Annotated in this window: 24 protein-coding genes; 9 read left to right on the forward strand and 15 right to left on the reverse strand. The window is 58.5% G+C overall.

Annotation, left to right across the window (positions count from 1 at the left end; all coding sequences use genetic code 11):
- Positions 1-166 precede the first annotated feature (166 nt).
- The 3 genes from FIU92_RS14300 to FIU92_RS14310 all read right to left on the reverse strand — a co-directional run bounded on the left by FIU92_RS14300 (position 167) and on the right by FIU92_RS14310 (position 2,759).
- Positions 167-916 (reverse strand): hypothetical protein, encoded by a 750-nt coding sequence (locus FIU92_RS14300; protein ID WP_152459244.1) that lies wholly within the window; start codon positions 914-916, stop codon positions 167-169.
- 141 nt (positions 917-1,057) lie between these two features.
- Entirely contained in the window at positions 1,058-1,513 is a 456-nt protein-coding gene (locus FIU92_RS14305; protein WP_152459245.1) for a GAF domain-containing protein, read from the reverse strand.
- A 73-nt stretch (positions 1,514-1,586) separates the two neighbouring features.
- Positions 1,587-2,759 (reverse strand): acetyl-CoA C-acyltransferase, encoded by a 1,173-nt coding sequence (locus tag FIU92_RS14310; RefSeq protein ID WP_152459246.1) that lies wholly within the window; start codon positions 2,757-2,759, stop codon positions 1,587-1,589.
- A 102-nt stretch (positions 2,760-2,861) separates the two neighbouring features.
- Here FIU92_RS14310 and FIU92_RS14315 point away from each other — a divergent pair, with 102 nt between their 5' ends.
- The 3 genes from FIU92_RS14315 to ggt all read left to right on the forward strand — a co-directional run bounded on the left by FIU92_RS14315 (position 2,862) and on the right by ggt (position 5,465).
- Positions 2,862-3,200, forward strand: coding sequence for an STAS domain-containing protein (locus FIU92_RS14315; protein ID WP_152459247.1), 339 nt, complete (start codon positions 2,862-2,864; stop codon positions 3,198-3,200).
- Between the two features lie 21 nt (positions 3,201-3,221).
- Positions 3,222-3,671, forward strand: coding sequence for an ATP-binding protein (locus FIU92_RS14320; protein ID WP_152459248.1), 450 nt, complete (start codon positions 3,222-3,224; stop codon positions 3,669-3,671).
- A 216-nt stretch (positions 3,672-3,887) separates the two neighbouring features.
- Positions 3,888-5,465, forward strand: a complete 1,578-nt coding sequence (gene ggt, locus FIU92_RS14325; RefSeq protein ID WP_152459249.1) for a gamma-glutamyltransferase — start codon at positions 3,888-3,890, stop codon at positions 5,463-5,465.
- 35 nt (positions 5,466-5,500) lie between these two features.
- Here the strand turns inward: ggt and hspQ are convergent, their stop codons facing one another.
- Entirely contained in the window at positions 5,501-5,827 is a 327-nt protein-coding gene (gene hspQ / locus FIU92_RS14330; RefSeq protein WP_050604943.1) for a heat shock protein HspQ, read from the reverse strand.
- 80 nt (positions 5,828-5,907) lie between these two features.
- Between hspQ and FIU92_RS14335 the strand changes: the two genes are divergently transcribed.
- Entirely contained in the window at positions 5,908-6,789 is an 882-nt protein-coding gene (locus tag FIU92_RS14335) for an AEC family transporter (protein WP_152459250.1), read from the forward strand.
- 61 nt (positions 6,790-6,850) lie between these two features.
- Entirely contained in the window at positions 6,851-7,432 is a 582-nt protein-coding gene (locus FIU92_RS14340; protein WP_152459251.1) for a lytic transglycosylase, read from the forward strand.
- A 14-nt stretch (positions 7,433-7,446) separates the two neighbouring features.
- Here the strand turns inward: FIU92_RS14340 and FIU92_RS14345 are convergent, their stop codons facing one another.
- The 4 genes from FIU92_RS14345 to FIU92_RS14360 form a co-directional block, all read right to left on the reverse strand.
- Entirely contained in the window at positions 7,447-8,043 is a 597-nt protein-coding gene (locus tag FIU92_RS14345) for an outer membrane lipoprotein carrier protein LolA (RefSeq protein WP_152459252.1), read from the reverse strand.
- Positions 8,044-8,082: 39 nt separating this feature from the next.
- On the reverse strand, positions 8,083-11,004 hold the full coding sequence (locus FIU92_RS14350) for a DNA translocase FtsK (protein ID WP_152459253.1): 2,922 nt from the start codon (positions 11,002-11,004) through the stop codon (positions 8,083-8,085).
- A gap of 14 nt (positions 11,005-11,018) precedes the next feature.
- Positions 11,019-12,200: an aminotransferase class I/II-fold pyridoxal phosphate-dependent enzyme gene (locus FIU92_RS14355; RefSeq protein WP_152459254.1), complete on the reverse strand. Its 1,182-nt coding sequence runs from the start codon at positions 12,198-12,200 to the stop codon at positions 11,019-11,021.
- A 108-nt stretch (positions 12,201-12,308) separates the two neighbouring features.
- Positions 12,309-13,637: an amidase gene (locus FIU92_RS14360; RefSeq protein WP_152459255.1), complete on the reverse strand. Its 1,329-nt coding sequence runs from the start codon at positions 13,635-13,637 to the stop codon at positions 12,309-12,311.
- 52 nt (positions 13,638-13,689) lie between these two features.
- Here FIU92_RS14360 and FIU92_RS14365 point away from each other — a divergent pair, with 52 nt between their 5' ends.
- Positions 13,690-14,952 (forward strand): FAD-dependent monooxygenase, encoded by a 1,263-nt coding sequence (locus tag FIU92_RS14365; protein ID WP_254705315.1) that lies wholly within the window; start codon positions 13,690-13,692, stop codon positions 14,950-14,952.
- Here the strand turns inward: FIU92_RS14365 and FIU92_RS14370 are convergent.
- From FIU92_RS14370 to FIU92_RS14385, 4 genes are all read right to left on the reverse strand, one after another.
- Positions 14,949-15,134: a Trm112 family protein gene (locus tag FIU92_RS14370; protein ID WP_152459256.1), complete on the reverse strand. Its 186-nt coding sequence runs from the start codon at positions 15,132-15,134 to the stop codon at positions 14,949-14,951. The genes FIU92_RS14365 and FIU92_RS14370 overlap by 4 nt on opposite strands.
- The gene (locus FIU92_RS14375; RefSeq protein ID WP_152459257.1) at positions 15,131-15,772 is read right to left on the reverse strand and encodes an LON peptidase substrate-binding domain-containing protein; all 642 of its coding nucleotides are present in this window, start codon (positions 15,770-15,772) and stop codon (positions 15,131-15,133) included. Before FIU92_RS14375 ends, FIU92_RS14370 begins: the two co-directional genes overlap by 4 nt.
- A gap of 27 nt (positions 15,773-15,799) precedes the next feature.
- Complete coding sequence (gene trxA / locus FIU92_RS14380) at positions 15,800-16,714, reverse strand: thioredoxin (protein WP_152459258.1); 915 nt, start codon at positions 16,712-16,714, stop codon at positions 15,800-15,802.
- A gap of 75 nt (positions 16,715-16,789) precedes the next feature.
- A complete protein-coding gene (locus tag FIU92_RS14385) occupies positions 16,790-17,578 on the reverse strand; it encodes an exodeoxyribonuclease III (RefSeq protein ID WP_152459259.1) in 789 nt (262 codons plus the stop codon).
- Between the two features lie 242 nt (positions 17,579-17,820).
- Here FIU92_RS14385 and FIU92_RS14390 point away from each other — a divergent pair, with 242 nt between their 5' ends.
- Complete coding sequence (locus tag FIU92_RS14390; RefSeq protein ID WP_152459260.1) at positions 17,821-18,639, forward strand: DUF2189 domain-containing protein; 819 nt, start codon at positions 17,821-17,823, stop codon at positions 18,637-18,639.
- A 215-nt stretch (positions 18,640-18,854) separates the two neighbouring features.
- On the opposite strand, the gene FIU92_RS14395 is transcribed toward FIU92_RS14390, so the two are convergent.
- Complete coding sequence (locus FIU92_RS14395) at positions 18,855-19,541, reverse strand: response regulator transcription factor (RefSeq protein ID WP_117872957.1); 687 nt, start codon at positions 19,539-19,541, stop codon at positions 18,855-18,857.
- 162 nt (positions 19,542-19,703) lie between these two features.
- Between FIU92_RS14395 and ribA the strand changes: the two genes are divergently transcribed.
- Entirely contained in the window at positions 19,704-20,795 is a 1,092-nt protein-coding gene (gene ribA, locus FIU92_RS14400; protein WP_152459261.1) for a GTP cyclohydrolase II, read from the forward strand.
- Positions 20,792-21,292, forward strand: coding sequence for a L,D-transpeptidase (locus FIU92_RS14405; protein ID WP_152459262.1), 501 nt, complete (start codon positions 20,792-20,794; stop codon positions 21,290-21,292). The genes ribA and FIU92_RS14405 overlap by 4 nt, the downstream gene beginning before the upstream one ends.
- Here the strand turns inward: FIU92_RS14405 and FIU92_RS14410 are convergent.
- Positions 21,276-21,935 (reverse strand): YggS family pyridoxal phosphate-dependent enzyme, encoded by a 660-nt coding sequence (locus FIU92_RS14410; protein ID WP_152459263.1) that lies wholly within the window; start codon positions 21,933-21,935, stop codon positions 21,276-21,278. The two genes, FIU92_RS14405 and FIU92_RS14410, sit on opposite strands and share 17 nt — an antisense overlap.
- Positions 21,936-22,036: 101 nt before the next feature.
- Positions 22,037-23,119, reverse strand: a complete 1,083-nt coding sequence (locus tag FIU92_RS14415; protein WP_152459264.1) for a porin — start codon at positions 23,117-23,119, stop codon at positions 22,037-22,039.
- Between the last annotated feature and the right edge of the window lie 3 nt (positions 23,120-23,122).

Below are 23,122 nucleotides of genomic sequence, written 5' to 3' on the forward strand. Positions count from 1 at the left end.
AAAAACCGCAGGGGTGCAGCAGCCGAATTTCAGTTTTTGCCGTACAAGGACTTCATTTCAAAAAGACAGCACATATCGCTCCCCCGTGGCGCTGCGGCGACATGGGAAAACCTTCGCGACAGAGGCAGATCTGGAAAAGCCTGAATCGTGCAAAGCCCGCCTGGCTTTAGAGTTGAAGGCCGGCAAAAACCTTCACTTCATCCAACACATGTTGAGGCCAACGACGGGTGAAACTGTCGGCGATCGTTTCACGCTTTTCCGGCTCCAGCCCAGCAAGCAAGCTGGGAAAGCGGCGGCGATTTCTGGGCAGCGTCCACATTTCGATGCCGTTTTCGAAACAGTAACGGGCAAAACGCACGTCGACGAACTTCTCGCTGCCTTCCATGTATTCCAGTGTAGGGAACAGCGACCCGGACACCATAACGGTTCCGGTTCCCAGTTGGTGCACCCTGGTCGAGTAGGTCAGCCGTTGGTTCATACGCAACAACGTGCGCTGCCGTATCGACCTGGGCGTTGGGTTTGTGAACGTCGTGGCATGATAGCCGAAGACACGCTTTTCCAGTCCGACGCCCCGCGCCCGGCGTATGGTCTGACGGACATAGTTGTCCGCATATTCGATATCATCGTCGGCCAGAAAAACGGTATCTGCCGGATCCGGCTGGAAAATGAACTTGCCGACATCCTTGTAATCCCGGTCAGGGATCACGGCGGTGACGTTGTCGAACTCGCCCAGAAAATCGGGAATTTCCTGATATTCGTTCAGGCAGATGAAAACCCTGTCGACCTGATGCGCGATGCTTGCCACCGAATGGGGCAATACGCCGATGCGATCCGGGAATGTCGCCATATGGGCGCGTCTGATCCCTTTTGGAGGCGCTTCATCCGCGACCGTCGGATTGATGTCAGACTCTTGCATCCCTGAGAAACACCCCAAAACGAAACTTCGCTATGGATTTTGATAGGAGATCGCTTCGAAGCCTGCAAGACGAAGTCAGCCGGGCCGTTCAATCGCCCGGGAATCCCTTGGGTTGATGCACATCCGCAACGACCGCAGCGGTCAGAGCCCGGCAAACACGGCGGTCAAAATGCCTTCCAGATTTTGCGCATCCTGTTGCGTGAAAGCATCCGGCTGGTCGCTGTCAATGTCAAAAACGGCGATGACTTTTCCCGACGAATCCCGCACGGGCAGAACCAGTTCGGACCGGGTTGAGCTGGCGCAGGCGATGTGACCCGGAAACGCATCGACATCCGGCACCAGTTGCGTTTCGCCCGTTCTTGCGGCTGCACCGCAGACGCCCCGTTCGAACGGGATGACCAAACAACCATGCCCACCCTGATAGGGGCCGATTTTCAGAACGCCCGGTTCGGTGACACGATAAAACCCGGTCCAGTCGAAACGATCGTCGGAATGGTGAACCTCGCAGGCGACTGTGGCCATAAGAGCAACCTGGTCCGTTTCGCCTTCGGTCAGGGCCGCGATGGTTTTGGCAAGCGTTTCATAATCGGCAGTCATTGATTGCAACCCCTTCGGATGGTCGGGGGCACGGCCCCCGAACCCCCCGGAGTATTTGGAAAAAGATGAAGGGTCAAACGCGTTCGATGGCAATGGCCGTGCCTTCCCCCCCGCCAATGCAGATCGCCGCGACGCCCCGTTTGAGGTTACGTTTTTCCAGCGCATTCAATAACGTAACGATGATGCGGGCACCAGAGGCACCGATGGGATGGCCCAGGGCGCAGGCGCCGCCATTCACATTCACCTTGTCACGCGGAAGGTTCATCTCGTGCATGAATGCCATCGGGACAACCGCGAAGGCCTCGTTCACTTCCCACAGGTCAACGTCATCCTTGCTCCAGCCTATGCGTGACAAGAGCTTCTGCGCCGCCGGAACCGGAGCCGTCGTGAAAAGGCCGGGCGCCTGAGCATGACTCGCATGCCCCAAAATCCGGGCCCGAACCGTCATGCCCTGCGCTTCGGCGGTTTCTGCCGACGCAAGAACCAGCGCCGCCGCGCCGTCCGAAATCGAAGACGAGTTGGCCGCCGTCACCGTACCGTCCTTGCGGAACGCAGGCTTCAGCGTCGGGATCTTCTCGGGGCGGGCGGATTTTGGCTGCTCATCTGACTCCAGCAGAATTTCACCCTTGCGGGTCCGGACGGTAACGGGCGTGATTTCCTGATCGAATGCGCCATTTTCCTGCGCAAACAGCGCGTTGGACAAAGATTGCAGCGCGTATTCATCCTGTGCTTCACGGGTGAACTGATACGCCTCGGCACAGTCTTCGGCGAAAGTCCCCATCAGGCGGCCTTTGTCATAGGCATCTTCAAGGCCGTCGAGGAACATGTGATCAACCACCTGGCCGTGGCCAATGCGGGCACCGCCGCGCATCTTTGGAAGAATATAGGGCGCGTTGGTCATGCTTTCCATGCCGCCCGCAACCATCGTATCTGCGTGACCCAATGCAATTTGGTCAAAGGACATCATAGCGGCCTTCATCCCCGAACCACACATTTTGTTCAGCGTCGTGGCGGGAACCTCTTCGCCCAATCCCGCCGCGAATCCGGCCTGCCGCGCAGGTGCCTGGCCCTGCCCCGCCGGCAAAACGCAGCCCATCAGCACTTCGTCGACCGTCTGCACCCCTGCCTGCTGCAAAGCCGCGCGGATTGCTTCGCCCCCGAGGTCAGCCGCAGCAACACCGTCAAACATGCCTTGAAACCCGCCCATCGGTGTACGGGCGGCCCCTGCTATAACAACGTCTCTCATCCGGGTTTTCCTCCTGCTTTCGGGCTCTTGAATACCGAATGGTAAGAATTGCCGTCTAGCGTATTTCTACGACTCAATTTCAGTTTGGAAGGCGGCAGGATCATGGGGCTGACCAGCAAGACAACCGGCGAAACTCAGATCATCACCGTTCATGCCGACCGGATCGATGCTGCAATGGCCATTCAGTTCAAGGAAGACATGCGCGCCAATACCGAGGGCAGCGCTCATCGCGTTGTGCTGGATCTGTCCGATGTCGAGTTCATTGACTCCAGCGGTCTGGGTGCAATCGTTGCCTCAATGAAACAGCTGGGCAAGGACCGGAGGCTTGATCTGGCTGGATTGCAGCCAGTGGTCGAAAAGGTCTTCCGCCTGACACGCATGGATACGGTTTTCAGGCTTTTTGAAACACTGGATGACGCGTTGTCAGAGACGGACGCCTGACGGCAGCAGGGGATAGATGGCGTGGAGCCGATTGAAAACAAGACCTGTCTGGAATTGACCTTCCCTGCTACGGAATCAGAGGCCAGTGAGGGCATTGCAAAGCTCAGCGTCGGTCTGGCGGAACGGGGATTGCCCCCGCATAAAGCCGGTGATGTGAAGATTGCTTTGGCTGAAGCCATCAACAACGTCGTGGAACACGCTTACAATGGCATCGCCGCGGCCAAGGTTCAGGTCACCTGCCGATTGGACAGGGATCTTCTGGACATCTTGATCTCGGATACGGGGCGCCCGCTGCCTGGATACCGACTTCCGGATGGCACCCCTGCTCCGATTGGAACGGATCTGCAAGACCTCCCCGAAGGTGGGTTTGGCTGGTTCCTGATTCATCGCCTCACCAGTGATATCCGGTACGAGCGGCGCGGTGGATGCAACCGTCTGTCCCTGCGGTTTGACTTTGAACCCAACGGGTGATCGACCATAATTGGTCACAATAAGGTCATTTTCGAAACATTGTCGCGCCGCAAACAACCGCCATACAGTGACTCGTAGCTCAGATAGCTTCCCTCGGCGCCACATATCACAGCCCCCACCCAGTGAATGGCGCCGAGGAACTTCCCATCCTGAAATCGCTGGACAATCGCTGATCAGTGAATAGCTTTCTCTTGTTCCAACGAGAGAGAATTCGCCATGCGTGATCTGCATAATCCCGGCCGATCCGAAGTTTTTGCCACGCAAGGCATGTGCGCAACGTCGCATCCGCTGGCGGCCAAAGTGGCCATCGATATCTTGGGCCAGGGCGGCAACGCGATGGATGCCGCGATTGCCGGGGCTGTTCTCCTGGGGATTTGCGAACCTCAGATGACCGGATTGGGCGGCGATTGCTTCGTTCTGTTCAATCGCGCCGGCGAAAGCAGGATACGCGCGCTCAACGGATCGGGTCGCGCACCGGCTGCCGCGCACTCCCAAGTGTTGCGGGATCAGGGCCTGTCATCCGTACCTTTGAATGGGCCGGATGCCGTGACCATTCCAGGAGCCGTCGATGCCTTCTGCCGCCTGGCCCAGACCGAGGGCCGCCTGGGGTTGGGCGCGATTTTGAAACCGGCGATTCATTATGCTGAAGCGGGTGTTCCGGTGGCTCCTCGGGTCGCTTTCGACTGGAAATCGGGTGCCGCAACACTTCAGGGCGCCGCCCGCGACCACTATCTGATCGGCGGGCAAGCCCCGTCGATCGGGCAGGTTTTCCGTGCGCCGGGACAGGCGGAGGTATTGCGCCAGATCGCAGCCCACGGGCGCGACGCGTTCTATTCAGGTGAAATCGCCGACGATATGATCACCGCGCTTTCGGAAAGGGGTGGTGTCCATTCCGCTGAGGATTTTCATCACACAAGATGTACTGAAACGCAGCCGATACATGGGGCCTACAAAGGTGTGGATTTGGTGGAACATCCGCCGAACGGCCAGGGCGCAACCGCGATTTTGCTGCTGAATATCCTCCAGCATTTTGACATGGCCTCGATGGATCCATTCGGAGCAGAGCGTATTCATATCGAAGCCGAGGCCACCAAACTGGCCTATGACGCTCGAAACCGGTTCATCGCGGATCCCGACCACATGGCAAGAGTGGAGCGCTTTCTGGATCCAGATATCGCTGCCAGACTGGCTGCTTTGATCGATCCCCAAAAGGCGATGCCTGCTGCGGCGCCTTTGACCGAAGCGGTTCACAAGGACACGGTTTACATCACCGTCGTCGACCGCGACCAAATGGCTGTTTCGCTGATCTATTCGATCTTTCACAGCTTTGGATCCGGTATCGCGTCGGAAAAATACGGCATATTGCTGCAAAACCGCGGGGCAGGATTCACATTGCAACCCGGCCACCCCAACGAACTGGGCGGCGGCAAACGCCCGATGCACACGATCATTCCGGGAATGTTGGCGCAGAACGGTCGGGTCACTATGCCGTTTGGTGTCATGGGCGGTGCCTATCAGCCAACCGGACACGCGCGTTTCGTGTCAAATCTTACCGATTTCGGGCTTGGGTTGCAGGAAAGCATCGATGCGCCGCGCGCTTTCTTCGACGGATCGGTTCTGAAACTGGAACGTGGGTACAGCGAGGCAATCGCGAAACAATTGTCCGATATCGGCCACAATATTGAAGTGCCGGAAACACCACTTGGCGGAGCGCAAGCGATCCGAATCCGAAACGACGGCGTTTTTGAAGGCGCCAGCGACCCACGCAAGGACGGCTGTGCGCTTGGATATTGATCTGCGGCAGACCTATGCCCGCCGGTTCGGCTCTGCTAGTTCAGGTGGAAATGCAGAGGGTATGCACCATCTTCGAACGGTCCGAACATATTGGGAATATCCGGGTGCTCGACCGGTTCGCCTGAATAGTCAGCAACCAGATTTTGTTCTGAAACATAAGCAACATAGAAGGATTGGTCGTTCTCGGCCAGCAGGTGGTAGAACGGTTGCTCTTTCCTTGGGCGGCTGTCTTCCGGAATTGCCTGATACCATTCTTCAGTATTCGAAAACTCGGGGTCCACGTCAAAAATCACCCCTCGAAAAGGGTGTTTCTTGTGACGAACCACCTGGCCCAAGCCGTATTTTGCACGTGTCTTTAGCATTGTATCAGCCCCCAACGCTTTTTTTACCCGTTTCCGGGCGGAAAAGCCAATCATTGATGTGAAAATCAGGGAAACAGTCTGTGAACCTTATACTGACAGTGTTCGAAATCGTGGCGCCGGTTTTTCTATTGGCGGCTGTTGGTTTTACATGGGTTAAGCTGGGCTTTGAATACCGCCTGCAATTCGTTACCCGCTTTGCAACTATGCTGGCAATGCCCAGTCTGATCTTTGTTGCCCTGATGCAAACCGAGATCCCGGGCAATGATCTGTCACGCTTCACAATGGCGACACTGGTCGCAAATCTGCTGCTGGTGGTTGTGTTCTGGCTGATCGTTCGAGGGCTGAGACTGGACCCGCGAACATATCTGTCGCCTTTGATCTTCGGCAATACCGGAAATCTGGGCCTGCCGCTGTGTATCTTTGCCTTTGGTCAGATTGGTCTGGGATATGCTGTTGTCTTTCTGTCAGTTACCGCATTGTTTTCTTTCACTTACGGGATTTATCTGGTCGCCGGGAAAGGGGCGTGGGGACAGGTTGCGCGCCAACCAATGGCCTGGGCGACGATCCTTGGCGCAGTGTTTTTGTGGCAAGGATGGCAGACGCCGACATTTCTGACCAACACGCTGGAGCTTTTGGGGCAAATGGCTGTTCCGCTGATGTTGGTCACGTTGGGTGTGGCAATCGCCCGCCTGACCTCGCACAGCTTGGGGCGGGCGCTGTGGCTGTCAGCGCTGAAACTGGCGGTGTGCTTTACGCTGGGATGGGGAATCGGACGATGGTTTGATTTGGATACGATCGCATTTGGCGTTCTGGTTCTTCAAATCTGTACGCCGGTTGCCGTAACCTCTTACCTGTTGGCCGAACGGTTTGGGGCCGATTCCGACGCCGTCGCCGGCATGGTCATGGTGTCCACAGTGCTTTCCGTAGCGGCGTTACCGGCTGTTCTGGCTATCATTTTATAGCGATTGTGATTTCCTCAGCGCTCAATCTGCGCTAGAATACACAAAAAAAGGCACGAGGCACATGAGCAGAATTCTTTTCGTACTCCTAGGGGTGCTGCTTCTGGCATCCTGTGGGGGCGGTTCCAAACAGCCGCCCAGCAGATTAAACGATGCGTGCAGTATTGCGCGTGAAAAACCCGACTATATCAAAGCCTTCAAGAACACCGAGCGCAAATGGGGCGTACCGGTTCACGTTCAGATGGCGACCATCTATCAGGAAAGCCGCTATCGGCACGATGCGCGCACTCCGCATAGATACGTATTGGGCGTCATCCCGATGGGTCGTCAAAGCAGCGCTTACGGCTATGGTCAGGCACTGGACGGCACATGGGAACAGTACCAGCGTGAAACAGGAAAACGCCGGGCCAAGCGCGATCGCATCCGCGACGCCTCGGATTTTATCGGCTGGTACATGAACAAAAGCTACGAGCGAAACGGTATCCACCCGGCAGATACGCGCAATCAATACCTGGCCTATCACGAAGGTCACACAGGGTACGCCCGTGGCAGCTACAACAGCAAATCCTGGTTGTTGAACGTTGCCAATGACGTAGACGCACGCGCACAACTATATCAGGCACAGTTGGCAAACTGCCGGTATTGACACATACAAGCGGGTCAGCGATTGCCTGACCCGCTTCTCTTTTTGTCCGAGAACAGCTTCTGATCAAGGCGACCGCCTTCATTCATGGCGCCCAGCAATACCGTTGTCTGGCTGCCCGCATTGTCGTGAATCACCCACTTGCGCAGCTCGACCGGATTGTCCGTGAACATCAGTTCGATCCGGCCCGCTTCGGGGTTCTTGGGATCCTGCGCGGTGACGACGGTGGCCGTGCCGTCAAAGCTGTGACCTACAACCATATTCGCCTGGCTCAGGTTCACGTTGCGCGCCAGCACGATGGACAGTGGTGTGCGCTTAAGCGGGTATTGCTCGGGCGGCTGGTTCGATTTCGGATCAAAGATCTGAACGCTTCCGGATCTTGCCAGCACCACGGCACTGTTGGGCGGGTCATATTCAAACCGCATCTTGCCGGGGCGCTGCATCCACAGCTTGCCGGTGCTCAGCGAGCCATCGTCATTCACCTGGGTGAATGTCGTCTGAACCGTCTTCAACCCGTTCAGGTAATTGGAAATCTGAGAGAGCGGCAGCTTCTCCGCCGCCCATGCGGCGGGTGCGGCCAGTGTCAAAGCAAGGGCAAAAGCAATCTGTTTCATGCCGTACAGATAGGTCTTTTGCCCTTGTTATTAAATATCCTATTGCTCGGGGACGAGGATTTCGCGTTTCCCGACATGATTTGCTGACGAAACAACACCTTCGTCTTCCATTTGCTCAACCAGCCGCGCAGCCTTGTTGTAGCCGATGGCAAGTTTTCGCTGAATATACGAGGTCGAGCATTTGCGATCCTTGATCACGATTGCCACCGCCTGATCGTACAACGCGTCCTCTCCGTTCGTATTGCCGCCTGTGTTCAGGCCCAAAACGGCATCGATATTGTCAGCCTTTTCCTCGGCCGGACCGTCGACGACACCGCCAATGTAGTCCGGCGGACCGAACTGTTTCAGGTGGTTGACAACTTCCTCGACCTCTTCATCCGAGACAAAGGGCCCGTGGCAGCGGGTAATCTTGGCACCGCCGGCCATGTAAAGCATGTCGCCCTGCCCCAGCAGCTGTTCGGCCCCCATTTCACCCAGAATCGTGCGGCTGTCGACTTTCGACGTCACCTGGAACGAAATCCGCGTTGGGAAGTTCGCCTTGATCGTACCAGTGATCACGTCAACCGAGGGGCGCTGTGTGGCCATGATCAGGTGAATGCCCGAGGCCCGCGCCATCTGCGCCAGACGCTGGATGCAGGCTTCGATTTCCTTTCCCGCCACCATCATCAGGTCGGCCATCTCATCGACGATGACAACGATATAGGGCATCGCTTCGGGCGCGAATTCTTCCGTCTCGAACGTTGGTTCACCGGTTTCATCGTCAAACCCGGTTTGCACCGTGCGGCTGAACATCTCGCCTTTGGCCAGCGCATCCTTCACCCGGCCGTTATAGCCCGCGATGTTGCGGACGCCCATTTTGGACATCTTGCGATAGCGATCTTCCATCTCGCCCACGACCCATTTCAGGGCGACCACCGCTTTTTTCGGGTCGGTCACAACCGGTGAGAGCAGATGCGGGATGCCGTCATAGACCGACAGTTCCAGCATCTTCGGGTCGATCATGATCAGGCGGCATTCATCCGGCGTCAGCTTGTACAGCAGCGACAGGATCATGGTGTTGATCGCCACCGACTTACCGGAACCGGTTGTACCAGCAATCAGTAAGTGAGGCATCTTGGCGAGGTTTGCCACGACGGACTCGCCGCCGATATCCTTGCCCAAGGCCAACGGCAGTGCCTGGTTGCCATCGCCAAAATCGCGGCTGGCCAGGATTTCGCGCAGAACCACCATTTCGCGGTTTTCGTTCGGCAGTTCGATGCCGATCACCGAACGGCCCGGAAGGGTCGAAACCCGCGCTGACAGTGCCGACATCGAACGCGCGATGTCATCGGCCAGGCCGATCACGCGGCTTGCCTTCAGCCCCGGAGCGGGCTCCAGTTCGTACATGGTGACGACCGGGCCGGGGCGAACGCTGACGATCTCACCCTTCACGCCGTAATCATCCAGAACGTTTTCCAGCATCCGCGCGTTTTCTTCCAAGGCTTCATCGCTCAGATGGTGGCGCTGAATGCTGGCCGGATTCGACAAAAGGCCCAGAGGTGGCAGTTCGAAGTCCGAGTGCCGCTCTTCAAAGGATAATGCAGGCTGTGCCTCGGCCTGTGCGCGGCGAGACGGTTGCGGTGTGCGGCGTACCGGTTGCGCGACCACGGGCTTGCGCGGCTCGGCCACCGGGATTTTCATCGCCGGGCGTGGTTGCAAAACAGCTTCTTCGACATCCTCGAATACCTCGTCCTCCAGATCCGGCTCGGGTGCATAGTGGTTCCGCATGGGTTCGGGCGCATTTTCAAACGGCGTGGATTCTTGCCAGTCTGGCATGTCACCCGCTGTTACGGGCGGCTCGGGCGGCAGTCCTGCTGCTGTCACCGGCGGTTCCATTGGCAGGCCATCCGGCTGGCTTGCGTTCAGGATCAGCGGGCCCGGGCGACGGCCACGGCCCTTGGTCAGCGGAAGGTTCGGGTCGGGTTCGGGTGTCAACTCACCGGTGGCCACTTTTCGATTGCGCACAGCGGCCGAGATTTTCGAACGGATGCGATCTTCACCCGGCATTTCGTCGAAACCCGCGATTGGTTCCGGATCGACCAGCTCTGGCTCGGGCATGGGATCGGGGCGCCTGATGAGTGACGGCATGCGCGCCAACAGACCGGACTTGACCGGAGGTTCGGGACTTTCCAGTTCAGGTTCTTCAAAGATTGGATCGGCATAAGCCAGATCATCCTCGAACACGGCCTCGGCCGCTGCGGTTCGCGCAAGTTTGCGCTCTTCCCATTGCGCGCGACGATCTCGTGCCGCCTGCGCAGCCGAGGCTGCACCACGGCCCATCAGGGTCATCAGCATGTCATATGCCATCACAAGCCCCAGCAAGAAGGCCCGGAAACCCCGCTTGACATCGGTTTTGGTGAAACCCAGCACAAAAATACCCAGCGCAATCATCCCGACCGCCATGGCCAGCGACATCAGCTTCACCAGAAAATGTGACGAAATCGGCAACAGCGTCAACAACGCGCCCATGACCGTATCGCCGAACAAACCGCCCAGACCATAACTGTGAGTCGCGCGCCAGTCTGCATCAGGAACGAGGGTTGCGGCATACACCGAGACGACGGCGATCCAGATCGGCGCAAAAATCAGACGCGCAATGGCGCGATCTTCCCCGAAATGGCCCGCAAACCGAAAACCCCAACCGATCAGAACCAATGCGATGCCCCAGCTTCCCCAGCCGACGATCATGAACAAGGGTGCGGCGATCGAGGCCCCAATCCGCCCCATCCAATTTTGCACCGGCGCGTCGGTGGACACCATCCAGTTTGGATCATCGGGCGTGTAGGACCAGATCATCGCGGCCGCAGCCAAACCCAGCAGGATCAGGGCGATGCCGATCAACTCTTTGCTGCGTCGCTCAAGGGCTGCCTGCGTTGTGCTGTCCAGCAATGGATCGCGGTTGCGCGCGTTATATGATGCCATTTTGCCCTCGTACCTCACGAATAGATGCAGTCGCGGAGTGTGATCAGACCACGCTGCAACTCTGTTTTTGGGGCCACCAATGCAGCCCGGATAAATCCTTCGCCCGGGTTCTTTCCCGGATCGCCTTGTGAAAGATATGCGCCCGGCAGGACCCGGACACCGGTTTCCTTCCAGACTTTCAATGCGGTGTCTTCACCATTCTCGACCGGCAGCCACAGAAAGAAACCGGCCTCGGGCGCCATATAGCCTTGCACGCCTGCGAATACCTCATCCGCAATGGCGTACTTTTCCTGATACAGCGCGCGGTTTTCGCGAACGTGTTCCTCATCCGCCCAAACCTTTGCTGCGGCGGCTTGCAAGGGCAGAGGCAGAGGCGACCCGGCATAGGTGCGCAACTGCTTGACCTGTTTGATCGTCTTTGGACCACCGGCGATAAGCCCCGACCGCAAGCCAGCCAGATTCGAGCGTTTGGAGAGTGAGTTGAACAGCGTGATCCGTTCAGGATTAGCACCCAGTTCCTGTGCGACAGTCAGAATACCTGTCGGGGCTTCTTCACGGTAAATCTCGGAATAGCACTCATCCGCAAAAATACGGAAATCGTACTGCTCGGCCAGACGGATCAGGTCGGCCCAGTACTCGCGCGAGGCAACGGCCCCCTGCGGATTGGCGGGTGAACAGATATAGGCCACGGCGGTGCGGTTCAGCACGTCCGCAGGCAGGCCGGCATAGTCCGGCAGATGGCCCGTGGCAGCGGTGGCGGGCACAAAATAAGGCTGCGCGCCGACCGACAGCGAGGCGACCATGTAGACCTGATAAAACGGGTTCGGGCACAGGATGATCGGCTGCTGACCGTTCTTCTGTTCCGGGCACAAAGCCATGGCTGCGTTGTATAGCCCCTCGCGCGTGCCGTTCAGCGCCATCACGTTGGCATCAGGGTCCATCTGAACCCCATATCGCCGCTTGATCCAATCCGTAGTCGCCGTGCGCAGGTCATCCGACCCTTCGTTCGGGGGATATCCCTGGAACCCGGCGGCGTTTTCCATGATGACATCCGTCACCCAAGCCGGAAAATCATGTGTCGGTGCACCAATGGTCATGTGAACGACATCACCGCCCGGCTGGTGGTGATCCAACAGGGCGCGCAGACGCGGGAATGCATAAGCCGGTAGGTTCGAAAACCGCTCGGGGAAAACCATGGTACTGCCTCAATATCGGGGTCATTGGCGCCCCGCTTTTTTGGCAGATTACAGTCCGTGTGCCTCTTCGTCCAGACAAAGAGGTTCCGAATCAGGGGATTGTGGCATTCAGGCCAGCACCGTTTCCGCTGCCGAACCCAGCCGCAACAACGCCTCTTCCGAGCCGGGATAGCCCAGCATCATCAACCCGCAGCCAGGCGTTCCGGTGGGCAGGCTCAGCGCCGCCAGCCCCATCAGATTGCCAATCCGCGTGTTCCGCAGGGCCAGAAGATTCTCGGTTACGTAATAGTCGTGATCGCTGAGCAAGCGCTCCAGATTGGGCGGCAAAATCGGCGCTGTCGGCGCCAGAACCGCGTCAAACCCGGCGGTTGCCGCGTCCCAGGCGCTGCGGCATGCCTTGAGTTTGGCCCAGGCCGCCACATAGTCGGGGCCCGAATAGCCCATGCCAATGCGGAAGCGTTCGAGAATCTCGGGATACATTGCCTCGGGATTGGCTTCGATGACATCGCGCCACAGCCCATAGGCCTCGGTCGTGTATACGATGCTGGTCAACGTCATGGCCTCGTTCAACTCGGGAACTTCCAACGGCACGATCTCGGCCCCCGCGTCGGCAAGTTGGGCAACGGCTTCGTCATATGCCTTGCGCGGTGTGTCACGCAGGTCGTCCTTGGCAATGTTCTGCAAATCGGCAAAACGGCGTCCTTTAAGCGAAGCGCCACGCAGATCAGAAGGTGTTCCCCCCTCGAGCAGAGCCAGCATATGCGCTGCGTCCTCGACCGAACGCGCCACAGGCCCAACCGTGTCGAAACGCAGGCACAGCGGCACCACACCCTCCAGGCTGAGCCGCCCCGCAGTGGTTTTCAGCCCCACCAGATCATTCCAAGCCGCCGGGATACGCACCGAACCGCCCGTGTCCGAGCCGATGCCACACGCTGCCAACCCCCAGGCGACCGAGGCCGCCGCCCCCGAAGATGACCCCCCGGGCACTGCTGCCTCGTCATGAATGCAGGGCGGGGTTTCGGTGATCGGATTCAACCCAAGGCCGGAAAAGGCCAGCTCGCTCATATGCGTCTTGCCCAGGCAAACGGTGCCCATCTGAGTCGCATTGCGCAGCACCAGCGCATCCGCATCCGGCACGCGATCCTTCAGCAGAGCCGAACCCGCCTCGGTCACGGTGCCGGCGGTGTCGAACAGATCTTTCCAACTGATCGGGACCCCGTCCAGCAGCGACCGGCGCAGGCCCAGTTGCGCTCGTTGCCGAGCGGCTTCAGCCTCAGCCCGCGCGCGGTCATGGGTGACGCGGGCATAGATGCGGTCCCGATGCGGATGAGCGTCAATAGCGGACAGGTAGGTTTCCGTCAGTTCGACGGGATCGATCTGACCCATGCCAATGCCACGGCCCAAATCACACGCGGTCATTGTCAACCAATCCTGCATCTTGCCCCTCCGGAATTTTCGGCTTTGGGTGACGGTAGCGACAGGACTGCACATGGACAATCCCGAAAGGGCGCGCATATTGCAGGGCATGACACAGGCTTCTGACATTCTGATCGTGGGCGGCGGGTTGAACGGCCCTGCTTTGGCGCTGGCACTGGCACAAACCGGTCATTCGGTCACGGTGATTGATGCGCTGGCCGAAAAGGTGCGCAAGAACGCGGCATTCGACGGGCGCGCCTATGCGCTGGCTCTGGCCTCACAGCGGTTGTTGGATGCCATCGGCATTTGGGACCGCGTCGCGCAGCACGCCCAACCGATGCTGGAAATCAAGGTCACAGATGGCCATGCCGGAACAGGGCCATCGCCTTTTTTCATGCATTTCGACCATGCCGAAATCGAAGAAGGCCCGATGGGATATATGGTCGAGGATCGCCACCTGCGCCGTGCTTTTCTGGACGCGATGGCCGAAGAACCGCGCATCACCCAGGTAAGCGGCAAATCCGTCGTTTCGCAACAGGCCGACGCGGCCAGCGTGACCGTGACGTTGGATGACGGCACAACCCTGGGCGGCAGCCTGCTGGTTGGCTGTGACGGTCGCCGCAGCGGAACCGCGTCACGGGCCGGCATCAAACGCACCGGTTGGGATTACGGCCAGACGGCATTGGTCTGCGCCATCGAACATGAGCTGCCACATAATGGCGTTGCACATCAGTTTTTCATGCCACCCGGTCCGCTGGCGATTCTGCCGTTGACCGGCAATCGCAGTTCCATCGTCTGGAGCGAACGCACCGACACCGCACAGCACATCAACGCCCTGCCCGAGGACGACTACGTGCAAGTGCTGCGCCCGCGATTTGGCGATTTTCTTGGTGAAATCAGTCTGGCGGGTGATCGTTTCACTTATCCGCTGAACCTGACCATCGCCAATTCCTTCATCAGCGATCGCATGGCGCTGGTCGGGGATGCCGCGCACGGAATGCACCCCATTGCCGGTCAGGGCCTGAACGCTGGCCTGCGCGATGTCGGCGCTCTGGCTGAGGTTCTGACTTTGGCGGGACGGCGCGGCGAGGATATCGGCTCGTTGATGGTACTGGAGCGCTATCAGGAATGGCGCCGTTTCGACACGGCCTCGCTGGCGATGGCGACGGATGTCTTCAACAAGCTGTTTTCCAACGACAACCCGCTGCTGCGGCTTGGACGTGACATTGGCATGGGGGTTGTCGGCGCTTTGCCCGGCCTCCGTCGCGGTTTCGTTCGCGAAGCGGCCGGGCTGACCGGTGATCTGCCCAAGCTGTTGCAAGGGCGCCCGATTTAATCCAGCTGCCGGGCCTCATCGACCAGCATGACCGGAATGCCGTTGCGGATGGGAAAAGCCAAACCCGCCGCTTTTGAAACAAGCTCTCGCTTTTCGGCGTCATAGTGCAGGGTCGTATGTGTCTTCGGGCAGATCATCGCCTCGAGCATGTGGCGATCAAAGGCGTGTTCAGGGTCGGTCATTGCAGTTTTTCCTCGTTTGATCCGCCGCGCAAGGCGAATTCAATCAGCGTCACCAACGTTTCGCGCCGGGTGCGCAGGCAGGGGGCTTCCAGCAGGGCCTGTTTGTCCTCGGGGTCGAAATCCAGAAGCATCGACAGGGAATTCACCAAAAGCTCATCCTCTGCGTCCTTGAGCGAATCCCAGTCGGTGGACAATTGACGGGATGAAAAGAAACGCTCCAACAGTGTCAGGAACGCGTTGCGGTCAAACCCGTTGTCTTTCTCGGCCTTTCCCAGATCACGGTCGAACCCGTCCCACGAGACCGCGCACCTCCGGTAGGGCGTGAACGAATCCAGCTCTGACATGACCCTGAACCGGGATATACCGGTCAACGTGATCAGGTACCGGCCATCTTCGGTTTCCGAAAACTGCGTCACCCGCCCTGCGCATCCAATACGGTGCAACTTGTCTTCGTCATTGACCGAAGGATTTGGCTGAACCATTGCGATCAACCGTTCCTTGGTTTTCAGCGCGTCGTCCAGCATCTGAAGATAGCGAGGCTCGAATATGTGAAGCGGCAAGCGCGAACGCGGGAGCAGCAGCGCCCCGGGCAAGGGAAAAACTGATACCGTTTCCGGCAGGTCGGCGGGATGCATCATGTACCCGACTCTAGCTCTGATGAGAGATTAGGCAAATATCATAGAACTGAGTTTGCGACGTCCGTTCAGAACAATCGGGTCATTGGGCTTGAGCGCATCGAAGATGGTGAAAAGCTGTGTCTTGGCTGCGCCTTCATTCCATTCACGATCCCGGCGGAACAGTTCCAGCAATTGTGCCACGGCTTCTTCCACATTGCCGTTCGCATGCAGCGCCTGCGCCAGATCAAAGCGGGCCTGATGGTTGTCCGGATCCGCCTCGACTGCTGCCGTCAGCTCGGCGACGGGGCCGGCATCTGCCGCCTGCTTGGCGAGCTCCAGCTGCGCATGTGCGGCCTCCAGCTCGGCCGATGTGGAGATCTCGGCCGGAGCGCCGTTCAGGATCGCTTCTGCCTGCTCCAGATCACCGGTGGCGATATGCGCCCGCACAAGCCCACCGTACGCCGCGGCGTGGTTCGGATCTTCGCCCAGAATTGCGGCAAAGGTCTGAGCCGCGTCCGCAGCCGCGCCTTCGGCAAGCATTTCCTCGGCAGCCTGCACGGCATCATCCAGTTGGCCCCCCGGGCTTTCACCACCAGCGGCTTCGATCACACGGTCGACGAAAGCCTTGATCTCGGATCCCGGCAACGCGCCTTGAAACCCGTCCACAGGCTGGCCCTTGAAAAAGGCATAGACGGTCGGGATCGACTGGATGCGCATTTGCGCGGCAATTGTCTGCGCCTCATCGACATTGATCTTGACCATCTTCACCGCGCCTTTCGCGGCTGTCACGGCCTCTTCCAGCATCGGCCCAAGGGTTTTGCACGGGCCACACCAAGGTGCCCAGAAATCGACGATCACAGGTGTTTCCTGCGAGGTTTCGACCACATCGGCCATGAAAGTGGCCTCGGTCCCGTCTTTGATCAGATCGGTTGCTGGGGCGTTTCCGCCGTTCAGAAGGTCCATGGCAATCACTCTTTCGTTCGAACTTGCGCCCTATATGCAGCCGCTTGCCGCGGAAACCAAGGGCTGAGTTGCGGATCAGACGTCGAAACTGGCAAAGACCGGAGCGTGATCGCTGGGTTTTTCCCATCCACGGGCGTCCCGCAGAATACGGCTGGAATGGCCCGCGTTCGAGATATCGGCCGTCGCCCAGATATGGTCCAGCCGGCGCCCCTTGTCCGCCGCATCCCAGTCCCGGGCGCGATAGGACCACCAGCTGTAAAGCTGCCCTTCCGGGATGTCCTGACGGGTGATATCGACCCAGCCACCTGCTTCCTGTGTCTCGGCCAGATGCTCGACCTCGATGGGCGTGTGCGAGACGACCTTCAGCAGTTGTTTGTGTGACCACACATCATCCTCACGCGGAGCGATGTTCAGGTCGCCGACAAGGATGGATTTAGCCGGCTTTTCCGCACGGAACCAATCGCGCATATCAGTGAGATAGTCGAGCTTCTGGCCGAATTTCTCATTTACGTTCCGGTCCGGCACGTCGCCGCCCGCCGGGACATAGAAATTGTGGATCGTGACACCATTTTCCAACCGCCCGGCAATATGGCGGGCATGTCCGAGACCCGCGAAATCCCTGTCGCCCACCTCTTCCATCGGCAGGCGCGACAGGATGGCGACACCGTTGTAACCCTTTTGCCCGCGCGCGATCATGTGGGTGTAGCCCAGTTCGGCAAACCCTTCGGTCGGGATCTTCTCAACCGGTGACTTGCACTCTTGCAGGCACAATACATCAGGGGCTTCTTCTTGCAGCAATTTCAGCACGATAGGCTCGCGCAGGCGAACAGAATTGATGTTCCATGTGGCAAGGGTGAAAGGCATGTCGGGGATTCCTTTGTCGCGATTGGCGCAGGTTAGCGTGGCACAACGCCAGTTGCCACGAGAAAAGGCGGCCCGATGCCAGGACCACAGGCCGGCAGTTAGGCGGGCGTCACGTTCGTGCTTTCCCTTGCCCTGATATCTCGCCTGATGCAGACTTGTCTGCAAATGAGGAATGTCTGTTTCACCGCTGGGTCTGTTCGCGAACAGACCGGCCCGGCACCATGCATTGGGAGGAGTGTGTCATGGCATCCGAGACCGCAGGCTCCACGCCACCGGAGAATCTGACGCCGCAGCAGCGGGACATGCCGCAGGTCAACAGGATCACGACGGATGACATCAGGGCGTCGCTGAAAGCCGGGTTTTCCGACTTTCTGGCCCGCCCTGTCCTGAGCGGCTTTTTCGGTCTGTTCTATGCAGTATTCGGAATTCTGCTGGTTTGGGCTCTGATCTGGCTTGGCCAGATCTGGATGATCATTCCCGCCATTGTCGGCTTTCCGCTGGTCGCACCTTTTGCCGCCGCCGGGCTTTATGAAATGTCGCGCCGCTTGCAGCAAGGCGAAAGCTTTGGCTGGGCTGAAATCCTCAGCGTCATGGCCAATCAACGCAAACGCGAATTGGGGTGGATGGCCTTTGTCACACTTTTCATTTTCTGGGTGTGGATCTACCAGGTCCGGCTTTGGCTGGCGATCATCCTCCAGAACGCATCCTTCTCGGATTTCGACGGGTTTTTGAACACCGTTTTCTTCACGCCGCAGGGTTGGATCTTCCTTGCCGTAGGCACCTGTGTCGGCGCGTTCCTGTCGGCCGTGCTGTTTTCGGTGACCGTCGTCGCCATGCCCTTGCTTTTGGACCGGGAAACCAACTTCATCTCTGCCATGTTGACCTCTTTGCGCGTCGTGTCCGAAAGCCCGGCGGTCATGCTCAGCTGGGCGGCGATCATCTCGGTCACCATACTGTTGTCGCTGGTTCCAGCGTTTCTGGGCCTGATCTTTACCCTTCCGATCCTTGGTCACACCACGTGGCACCTTTACCAGCGCGCCGTTGCCCCGGCGGAAGGGTGAACGCGGCAGAACTCACCTCCATCATTGGTCGAATATCGGTCAGTGCTGCTGTCTGCCTTCTGTGGAAACCACCCCTCAGCAGCGAAAAAAAGCCGGGCCATTCGGCCCGGCAGTCCAACAGGGAGGTACATGTCATAACCCGGACATGCACGGGTTGGGAGTAACCTAATTATGAGTGCAGAGTATCACTTTGATCCACATCAATCCACAACCAGTTAAGACACGAGCCTATATCCACCCGATTCTGTGACCAAAAGGCGCGCATTGGACGGATCGGGCTCGATCTTCTGACGCAGGCGATAGATGTGGGTTTCCAGCGTGTGGGTCGTGACCCCGGCATTGTATCCCCACACTTCGTGCAACAGCACATCCCGTGCCACGACACCGTCGGTTGATCGGTACAGGAACTTGAGGATGTTGGTTTCTTTCTCGGTCAGACGGATCTTGCGGTCTTCTTCCGTGATCAGCATCTTCATCGCCGGCTTGAACGTATAGGGGCCAAGAACAAATACCGCGTCCTCGGATTGTTCGTGCTGCCGCAGCTGAGCGCGGATCCGGGCCAGCAATACCGGAAATTTGAACGGTTTGGAGACATAGTCATTCGCGCCGGCGTCCAGGCCCAGGATCGTATCGGCATCGCTGTCATGACCGGTCAGCATCAGAATCGGGCTTTTGACGCCCTGTTTGCGCATCAGGCGGCACAGTTCCCGCCCGTCGGTATCCGGCAAACCCACATCAAGAATAACCAGATCATAGATCGCTTCGCGTGCGCGCTCCATCGCGGACTGGCCGTCTGACGCTTCGAAAACGTCAAAGTCTTCGGTCATGACAAGTTGCTCGCTGAGCGCCTCGCGCAGATCCTCGTCATCGTCCACCAACAGGATTTTCTTGAGTTGAGCCATTTCCCGATCCTCCAAACGCTTTTCCATCACTTGCGCGCGGAATATGCAATCAACAAGATTTGCTGCAACGGTTTCACGCCTTCGTGTCAGAGTTGGCAGAAATGTTTCACATTTCCTTTCGAAACAGCTAGGAGAAGGGCTGAGCGTTATAGGGTAACATAGATGAGCCTCATCCCCGATATCACCGAACTTCTTGCCCGGGCCCGGGCCGATCTGCGCATGGGCGTTCCAGTGGTGCTGACCGATGACAGCGGCTTTAGCGTTGTGGCGATCTCTGCGGAAACGCTCAACCCGCAACGCCTGGCCGATCTGAAAAAGCTCGGAGACCCGGTGGTGGCCATTACCGGGCGGCGGGCCGAAACACTCAAGGCGCGGGCCTATGACGGCGATCTCGCGCGCGTTTCGATTCCCGCCGATGCAGATATCACTTGGGTGCAGGCGGTTGCTGATCCCTCTGACGATCTGAACGCGCCGATGAAAGGTCCGTTGATGACCGAGCGCCATGGCAACGCCAATTTGCACCGCATCGCGATTGCGTTGGCCAAGTCCGCGCGCATTCTTCCCGCCGCGGTCGTCGTGCCGGTCGAAGACGGTCGGGCCTTTGCCGTATCGCACGGCCTGACCTGCATTGACCACACGCGCGCCGCCCCGCATCTGGCGGACCGCAGCGCCCTGCATGAGGTGGTTGCCGCGCGTCTTCCGATGGAAGTATCCGAGGCCGGCCGCCTGCATGTTTTCCGCCCCGAAGATGGCGGAGAAGAACATTACGCAGTCGAAATAGGCCGCCCGGATCGGGACAAACCAGTGCTGGCACGATTGCATTCCGCCTGTTTCACGGGCGATCTGATGGGCAGCCTGAAATGCGATTGCGGTCCGCAATTGCGGGGCGCGCTGGCACAAATGGGGGCCGAAGGGGCTGGCGTTCTTCTGTATCTGAACCAGGAAGGGCGTGGTATCGGGCTGGCCAACAAGATGCGTGCCTATTTTCTTCAAGATCAGGGTTTTGACACGGTAGAAGCAAACCACAGGCTGGGTTTCGAGGATGATGAGCGCGACTTCCGACTCGGGTCGGATATCCTGAAATCTCTGGGTTTCAACTCGGTGCGCCTGCTGACCAACAACCCTGCCAAGATCTCGATGATGGAACGCACGGGGATCGCCGTGACCGAGCGCGTTCCTTTGAAAGTGGGTGAAACCGCGCACAACCGGGGATACCTGGCCACGAAAGCCGCGAAATCCGGGCACCTGTTGTGACCCCAGACGATCTTGTGCTCACCCCGCGTGGCGTTCGCTTTCTTGGCAGGACGTTCCCCTGTTCGGTTGGCAAAGGCGGATTGAGCAACACGAAACACGAGGGTGATGGGGCGACGCCTACCGGATGCCATCGAATCGTCGGCTTGCTCTACCGGCCCGACCGGCTGGTCGCCCCCAACTTCTGGGCAATCCCGATTGGGCCGCAGGACTTGTGGTCGGATGACGTCGAGGACAGCCACTACAATCACATGGTGCCGGCCCCTTATGAGTTCAGTCATGAAAAACTGCGCCGGGCTGATCCGCTTTACGATCTGGTCCTGTTGACCGACTGGAACTGGCCGAATGCCGTTCCCGGCAAGGGATCGGCTATTTTTTTGCACCAGTGGCGCAGGCCCGGCTACCCCACCGAGGGCTGCATTGCCTTCCGTCGGGACCATCTGCACTGGATTGCAGGGCGAATTGCCCTTGGAACGCGCCTAATCATCCCTGAGGTTTGACCCGCTCGCCAAAAATGGCCGACCCGATACGAACATGGGTCGCGCCCAAGGCGATGGCCTGCTCGAAATCACCGCTCATCCCCATCGACAACCCCTCAAGCCCGTTGCGTGCGGCGATCTTGGCCAAGAGGGCGAAATGCAAAGTGGGTTCTTCATCGACCGGCGGGATGCACATCAACCCGCGCACCGGCAGGTCCAGCGATCGGCATTCCGCGATAAACCCGTCCGCATCCGCAGGAAGAACGCCTGCCTTCTGCGCTTCTTCACCCGTATTGACCTGAATGAACAGGTCGGGGCAGTGTCCCACCTCTTGCGCCAGCCGCGCCAGGGTTTTGGCCAGTTTGGGGCGGTCGACCGAATGGATCGCATTGCACAGTTCCATCGCCTGCCTGGCCTTGTTGGTCTGCAACGGGCCGATGAGATGCAGATCGACGGCATCGAATTGCTCTTTGAAAGCGGGCCATTTGCTGGCCGCCTCCTGTACGCGATTCTCACCAAAACACCTGTGGCCCTGCTTCAGTACCGCCTGAACCCGCTCATTCGGTTGTACTTTGGATACCGCGATCAGTCTGACGGAACCGGCAGGGCGGTCCGATCTGGCTTCGGCATTTGCAATGCGTGAGGTGATTTCTTGCAACGACATGGGGCCCTCAATCTGTCTTTGGCGCAGAAAAACACCAAGTCGGCACAAAAGAAAAGGGCGAGTCCGAAGACCCGCCCTTAAACCTTACGGTTCAGATCAGCTTAGAAGTTGAACTGAGCACCGAAGTCGGCACGGATTGTGTCGCTTGCGCAGCTGTCACAATCGTCACGGCCGATACCACCGCGCAGCGATGCACCGCCACCCAGGTCGTAGATCGCACCGATAGCAACCTGCTGAGTGTCAGCAGAGGCGTTACCGTCACCGTAGGTGAACAGCAGGGTGGTTGCAGCGCCCAGGTTGTAGGCAGCCGACAGACCCCATGCAGTACCGTCGGTCGCAGCAACTTTGGTTGCGTCGTCCGCGACAAACAGAGTACCCGAGAAGTCACCCCATTCGCCACCAAGGGTCAGAACGGTCAGGCTCGGATCGCTGCCTGCACCTGCGTCGGTCTGACCATAGGCCAGAGCGGCAGTGATGTTGTTGAAGGTGTAGGTTGCGCTGATGTCCCAGCGGTCTGCATCGGTGAAGGTTGCCGGACCGGTCGGAAGGCCACCAGGAGTTGCAGGAACTGTAGCCAGTGTCGCTTGGTCGTACGAAGCGCCAAACGAGAAGTCGCCTACAGAGTACTGGAAGAACACAGCGTTCGAACCCGAACCGGTCGACGAGTATGCCAGGAAGCTATAGTCAACACCCGAGTACTGACCTGCGAACAGTTCCAGACCTACTTCGTTACCGTAGTAGTTTGCCAGGTTGTCAAACGAGCCAGCAACGTTGCCCGCGTCAACACGCAGACCACCGTAGATGACCGAGAAGCGCGCGCCGTTCAGGCCGGCCGAGTTTGCTTCACCGTTGTTGTTTTCGTCGGCTTGCAGACGAACACGGCCTTCAAAGCGAACGCCGCCGTCGGTTTCTACGATGCCGTCGATGTTCAGACGGAAACGCGAGACCAGGATAACGTCGTCGGTTTGAGTCGCAACGCTTGCGTTCGAAGTCTGAGTAACGACTGCGGTGCCGCCACCAGCAGTGCTAACAGTGGTTGGTGTGGTGCGAACAACGTCGTAGCTGCCTGTACGGTCTTCAACGTAGCCAATACCAAAACGGCCGTAACCGCTGAAGTTAACTTCAGCTGCTGCAACGCCTGCGGTCGCGATCAGCGCCGTCGATGCGAAGAGAACTTTTTTCATCTT

This window comes from Ruegeria sp. THAF33, from assembly GCF_009363615.1.
In the GTDB taxonomy this organism is placed as follows: Bacteria; Pseudomonadota; Alphaproteobacteria; order Rhodobacterales; family Rhodobacteraceae; genus Ruegeria.

What these genes read in the sequence shown, in the direction of transcription:
- FIU92_RS14360 (WP_152459255.1), bottom strand. Translation starts at nt 13,637, where the DNA reads ATGCAGGATTGGTTGACAATGACCGCGTGTGATTTGGGCCGTGGCATT.
- FIU92_RS14350 (WP_152459253.1), bottom strand. Translation starts at nt 11,004, where the DNA reads ATGGCATCATATAACGCGCGCAACCGCGATCCATTGCTGGACAGCACA.
- FIU92_RS14385 (WP_152459259.1), bottom strand. Translation starts at nt 17,578, where the DNA reads ATGCCTTTCACCCTTGCCACATGGAACATCAATTCTGTTCGCCTGCGC.
- FIU92_RS14410 (WP_152459263.1), bottom strand. Translation starts at nt 21,935, where the DNA reads ATGTCGTTGCAAGAAATCACCTCACGCATTGCAAATGCCGAAGCCAGA.
- FIU92_RS14310 (WP_152459246.1), bottom strand. Translation starts at nt 2,759, where the DNA reads ATGAGAGACGTTGTTATAGCAGGGGCCGCCCGTACACCGATGGGCGGG.
- FIU92_RS14365 (WP_254705315.1), top strand. Translation starts at nt 13,690, where the DNA reads ATGGACAATCCCGAAAGGGCGCGCATATTGCAGGGCATGACACAGGCT.
- FIU92_RS14395 (WP_117872957.1), bottom strand. Translation starts at nt 19,541, where the DNA reads ATGGCTCAACTCAAGAAAATCCTGTTGGTGGACGATGACGAGGATCTG.
- ribA (WP_152459261.1), top strand. Translation starts at nt 19,704, where the DNA reads ATGAGCCTCATCCCCGATATCACCGAACTTCTTGCCCGGGCCCGGGCC.
- trxA (WP_152459258.1), bottom strand. Translation starts at nt 16,714, where the DNA reads ATGGACCTTCTGAACGGCGGAAACGCCCCAGCAACCGATCTGATCAAA.
- ggt (WP_152459249.1), top strand. Translation starts at nt 3,888, where the DNA reads ATGCGTGATCTGCATAATCCCGGCCGATCCGAAGTTTTTGCCACGCAA.
- FIU92_RS14300 (WP_152459244.1), bottom strand. Translation starts at nt 916, where the DNA reads ATGCAAGAGTCTGACATCAATCCGACGGTCGCGGATGAAGCGCCTCCA.
- FIU92_RS14355 (WP_152459254.1), bottom strand. Translation starts at nt 12,200, where the DNA reads ATGGTTTTCCCCGAGCGGTTTTCGAACCTACCGGCTTATGCATTCCCG.
- FIU92_RS14415 (WP_152459264.1), bottom strand. Translation starts at nt 23,119, where the DNA reads ATGAAAAAAGTTCTCTTCGCATCGACGGCGCTGATCGCGACCGCAGGC.
- FIU92_RS14340 (WP_152459251.1), top strand. Translation starts at nt 6,851, where the DNA reads ATGAGCAGAATTCTTTTCGTACTCCTAGGGGTGCTGCTTCTGGCATCC.
- FIU92_RS14345 (WP_152459252.1), bottom strand. Translation starts at nt 8,043, where the DNA reads ATGAAACAGATTGCTTTTGCCCTTGCTTTGACACTGGCCGCACCCGCC.
- FIU92_RS14305 (WP_152459245.1), bottom strand. Translation starts at nt 1,513, where the DNA reads ATGACTGCCGATTATGAAACGCTTGCCAAAACCATCGCGGCCCTGACC.
- FIU92_RS14370 (WP_152459256.1), bottom strand. Translation starts at nt 15,134, where the DNA reads ATGACCGACCCTGAACACGCCTTTGATCGCCACATGCTCGAGGCGATG.
- hspQ (WP_050604943.1), bottom strand. Translation starts at nt 5,827, where the DNA reads ATGCTAAAGACACGTGCAAAATACGGCTTGGGCCAGGTGGTTCGTCAC.
- FIU92_RS14315 (WP_152459247.1), top strand. Translation starts at nt 2,862, where the DNA reads ATGGGGCTGACCAGCAAGACAACCGGCGAAACTCAGATCATCACCGTT.
- FIU92_RS14375 (WP_152459257.1), bottom strand. Translation starts at nt 15,772, where the DNA reads ATGATGCATCCCGCCGACCTGCCGGAAACGGTATCAGTTTTTCCCTTG.
- FIU92_RS14390 (WP_152459260.1), top strand. Translation starts at nt 17,821, where the DNA reads ATGGCATCCGAGACCGCAGGCTCCACGCCACCGGAGAATCTGACGCCG.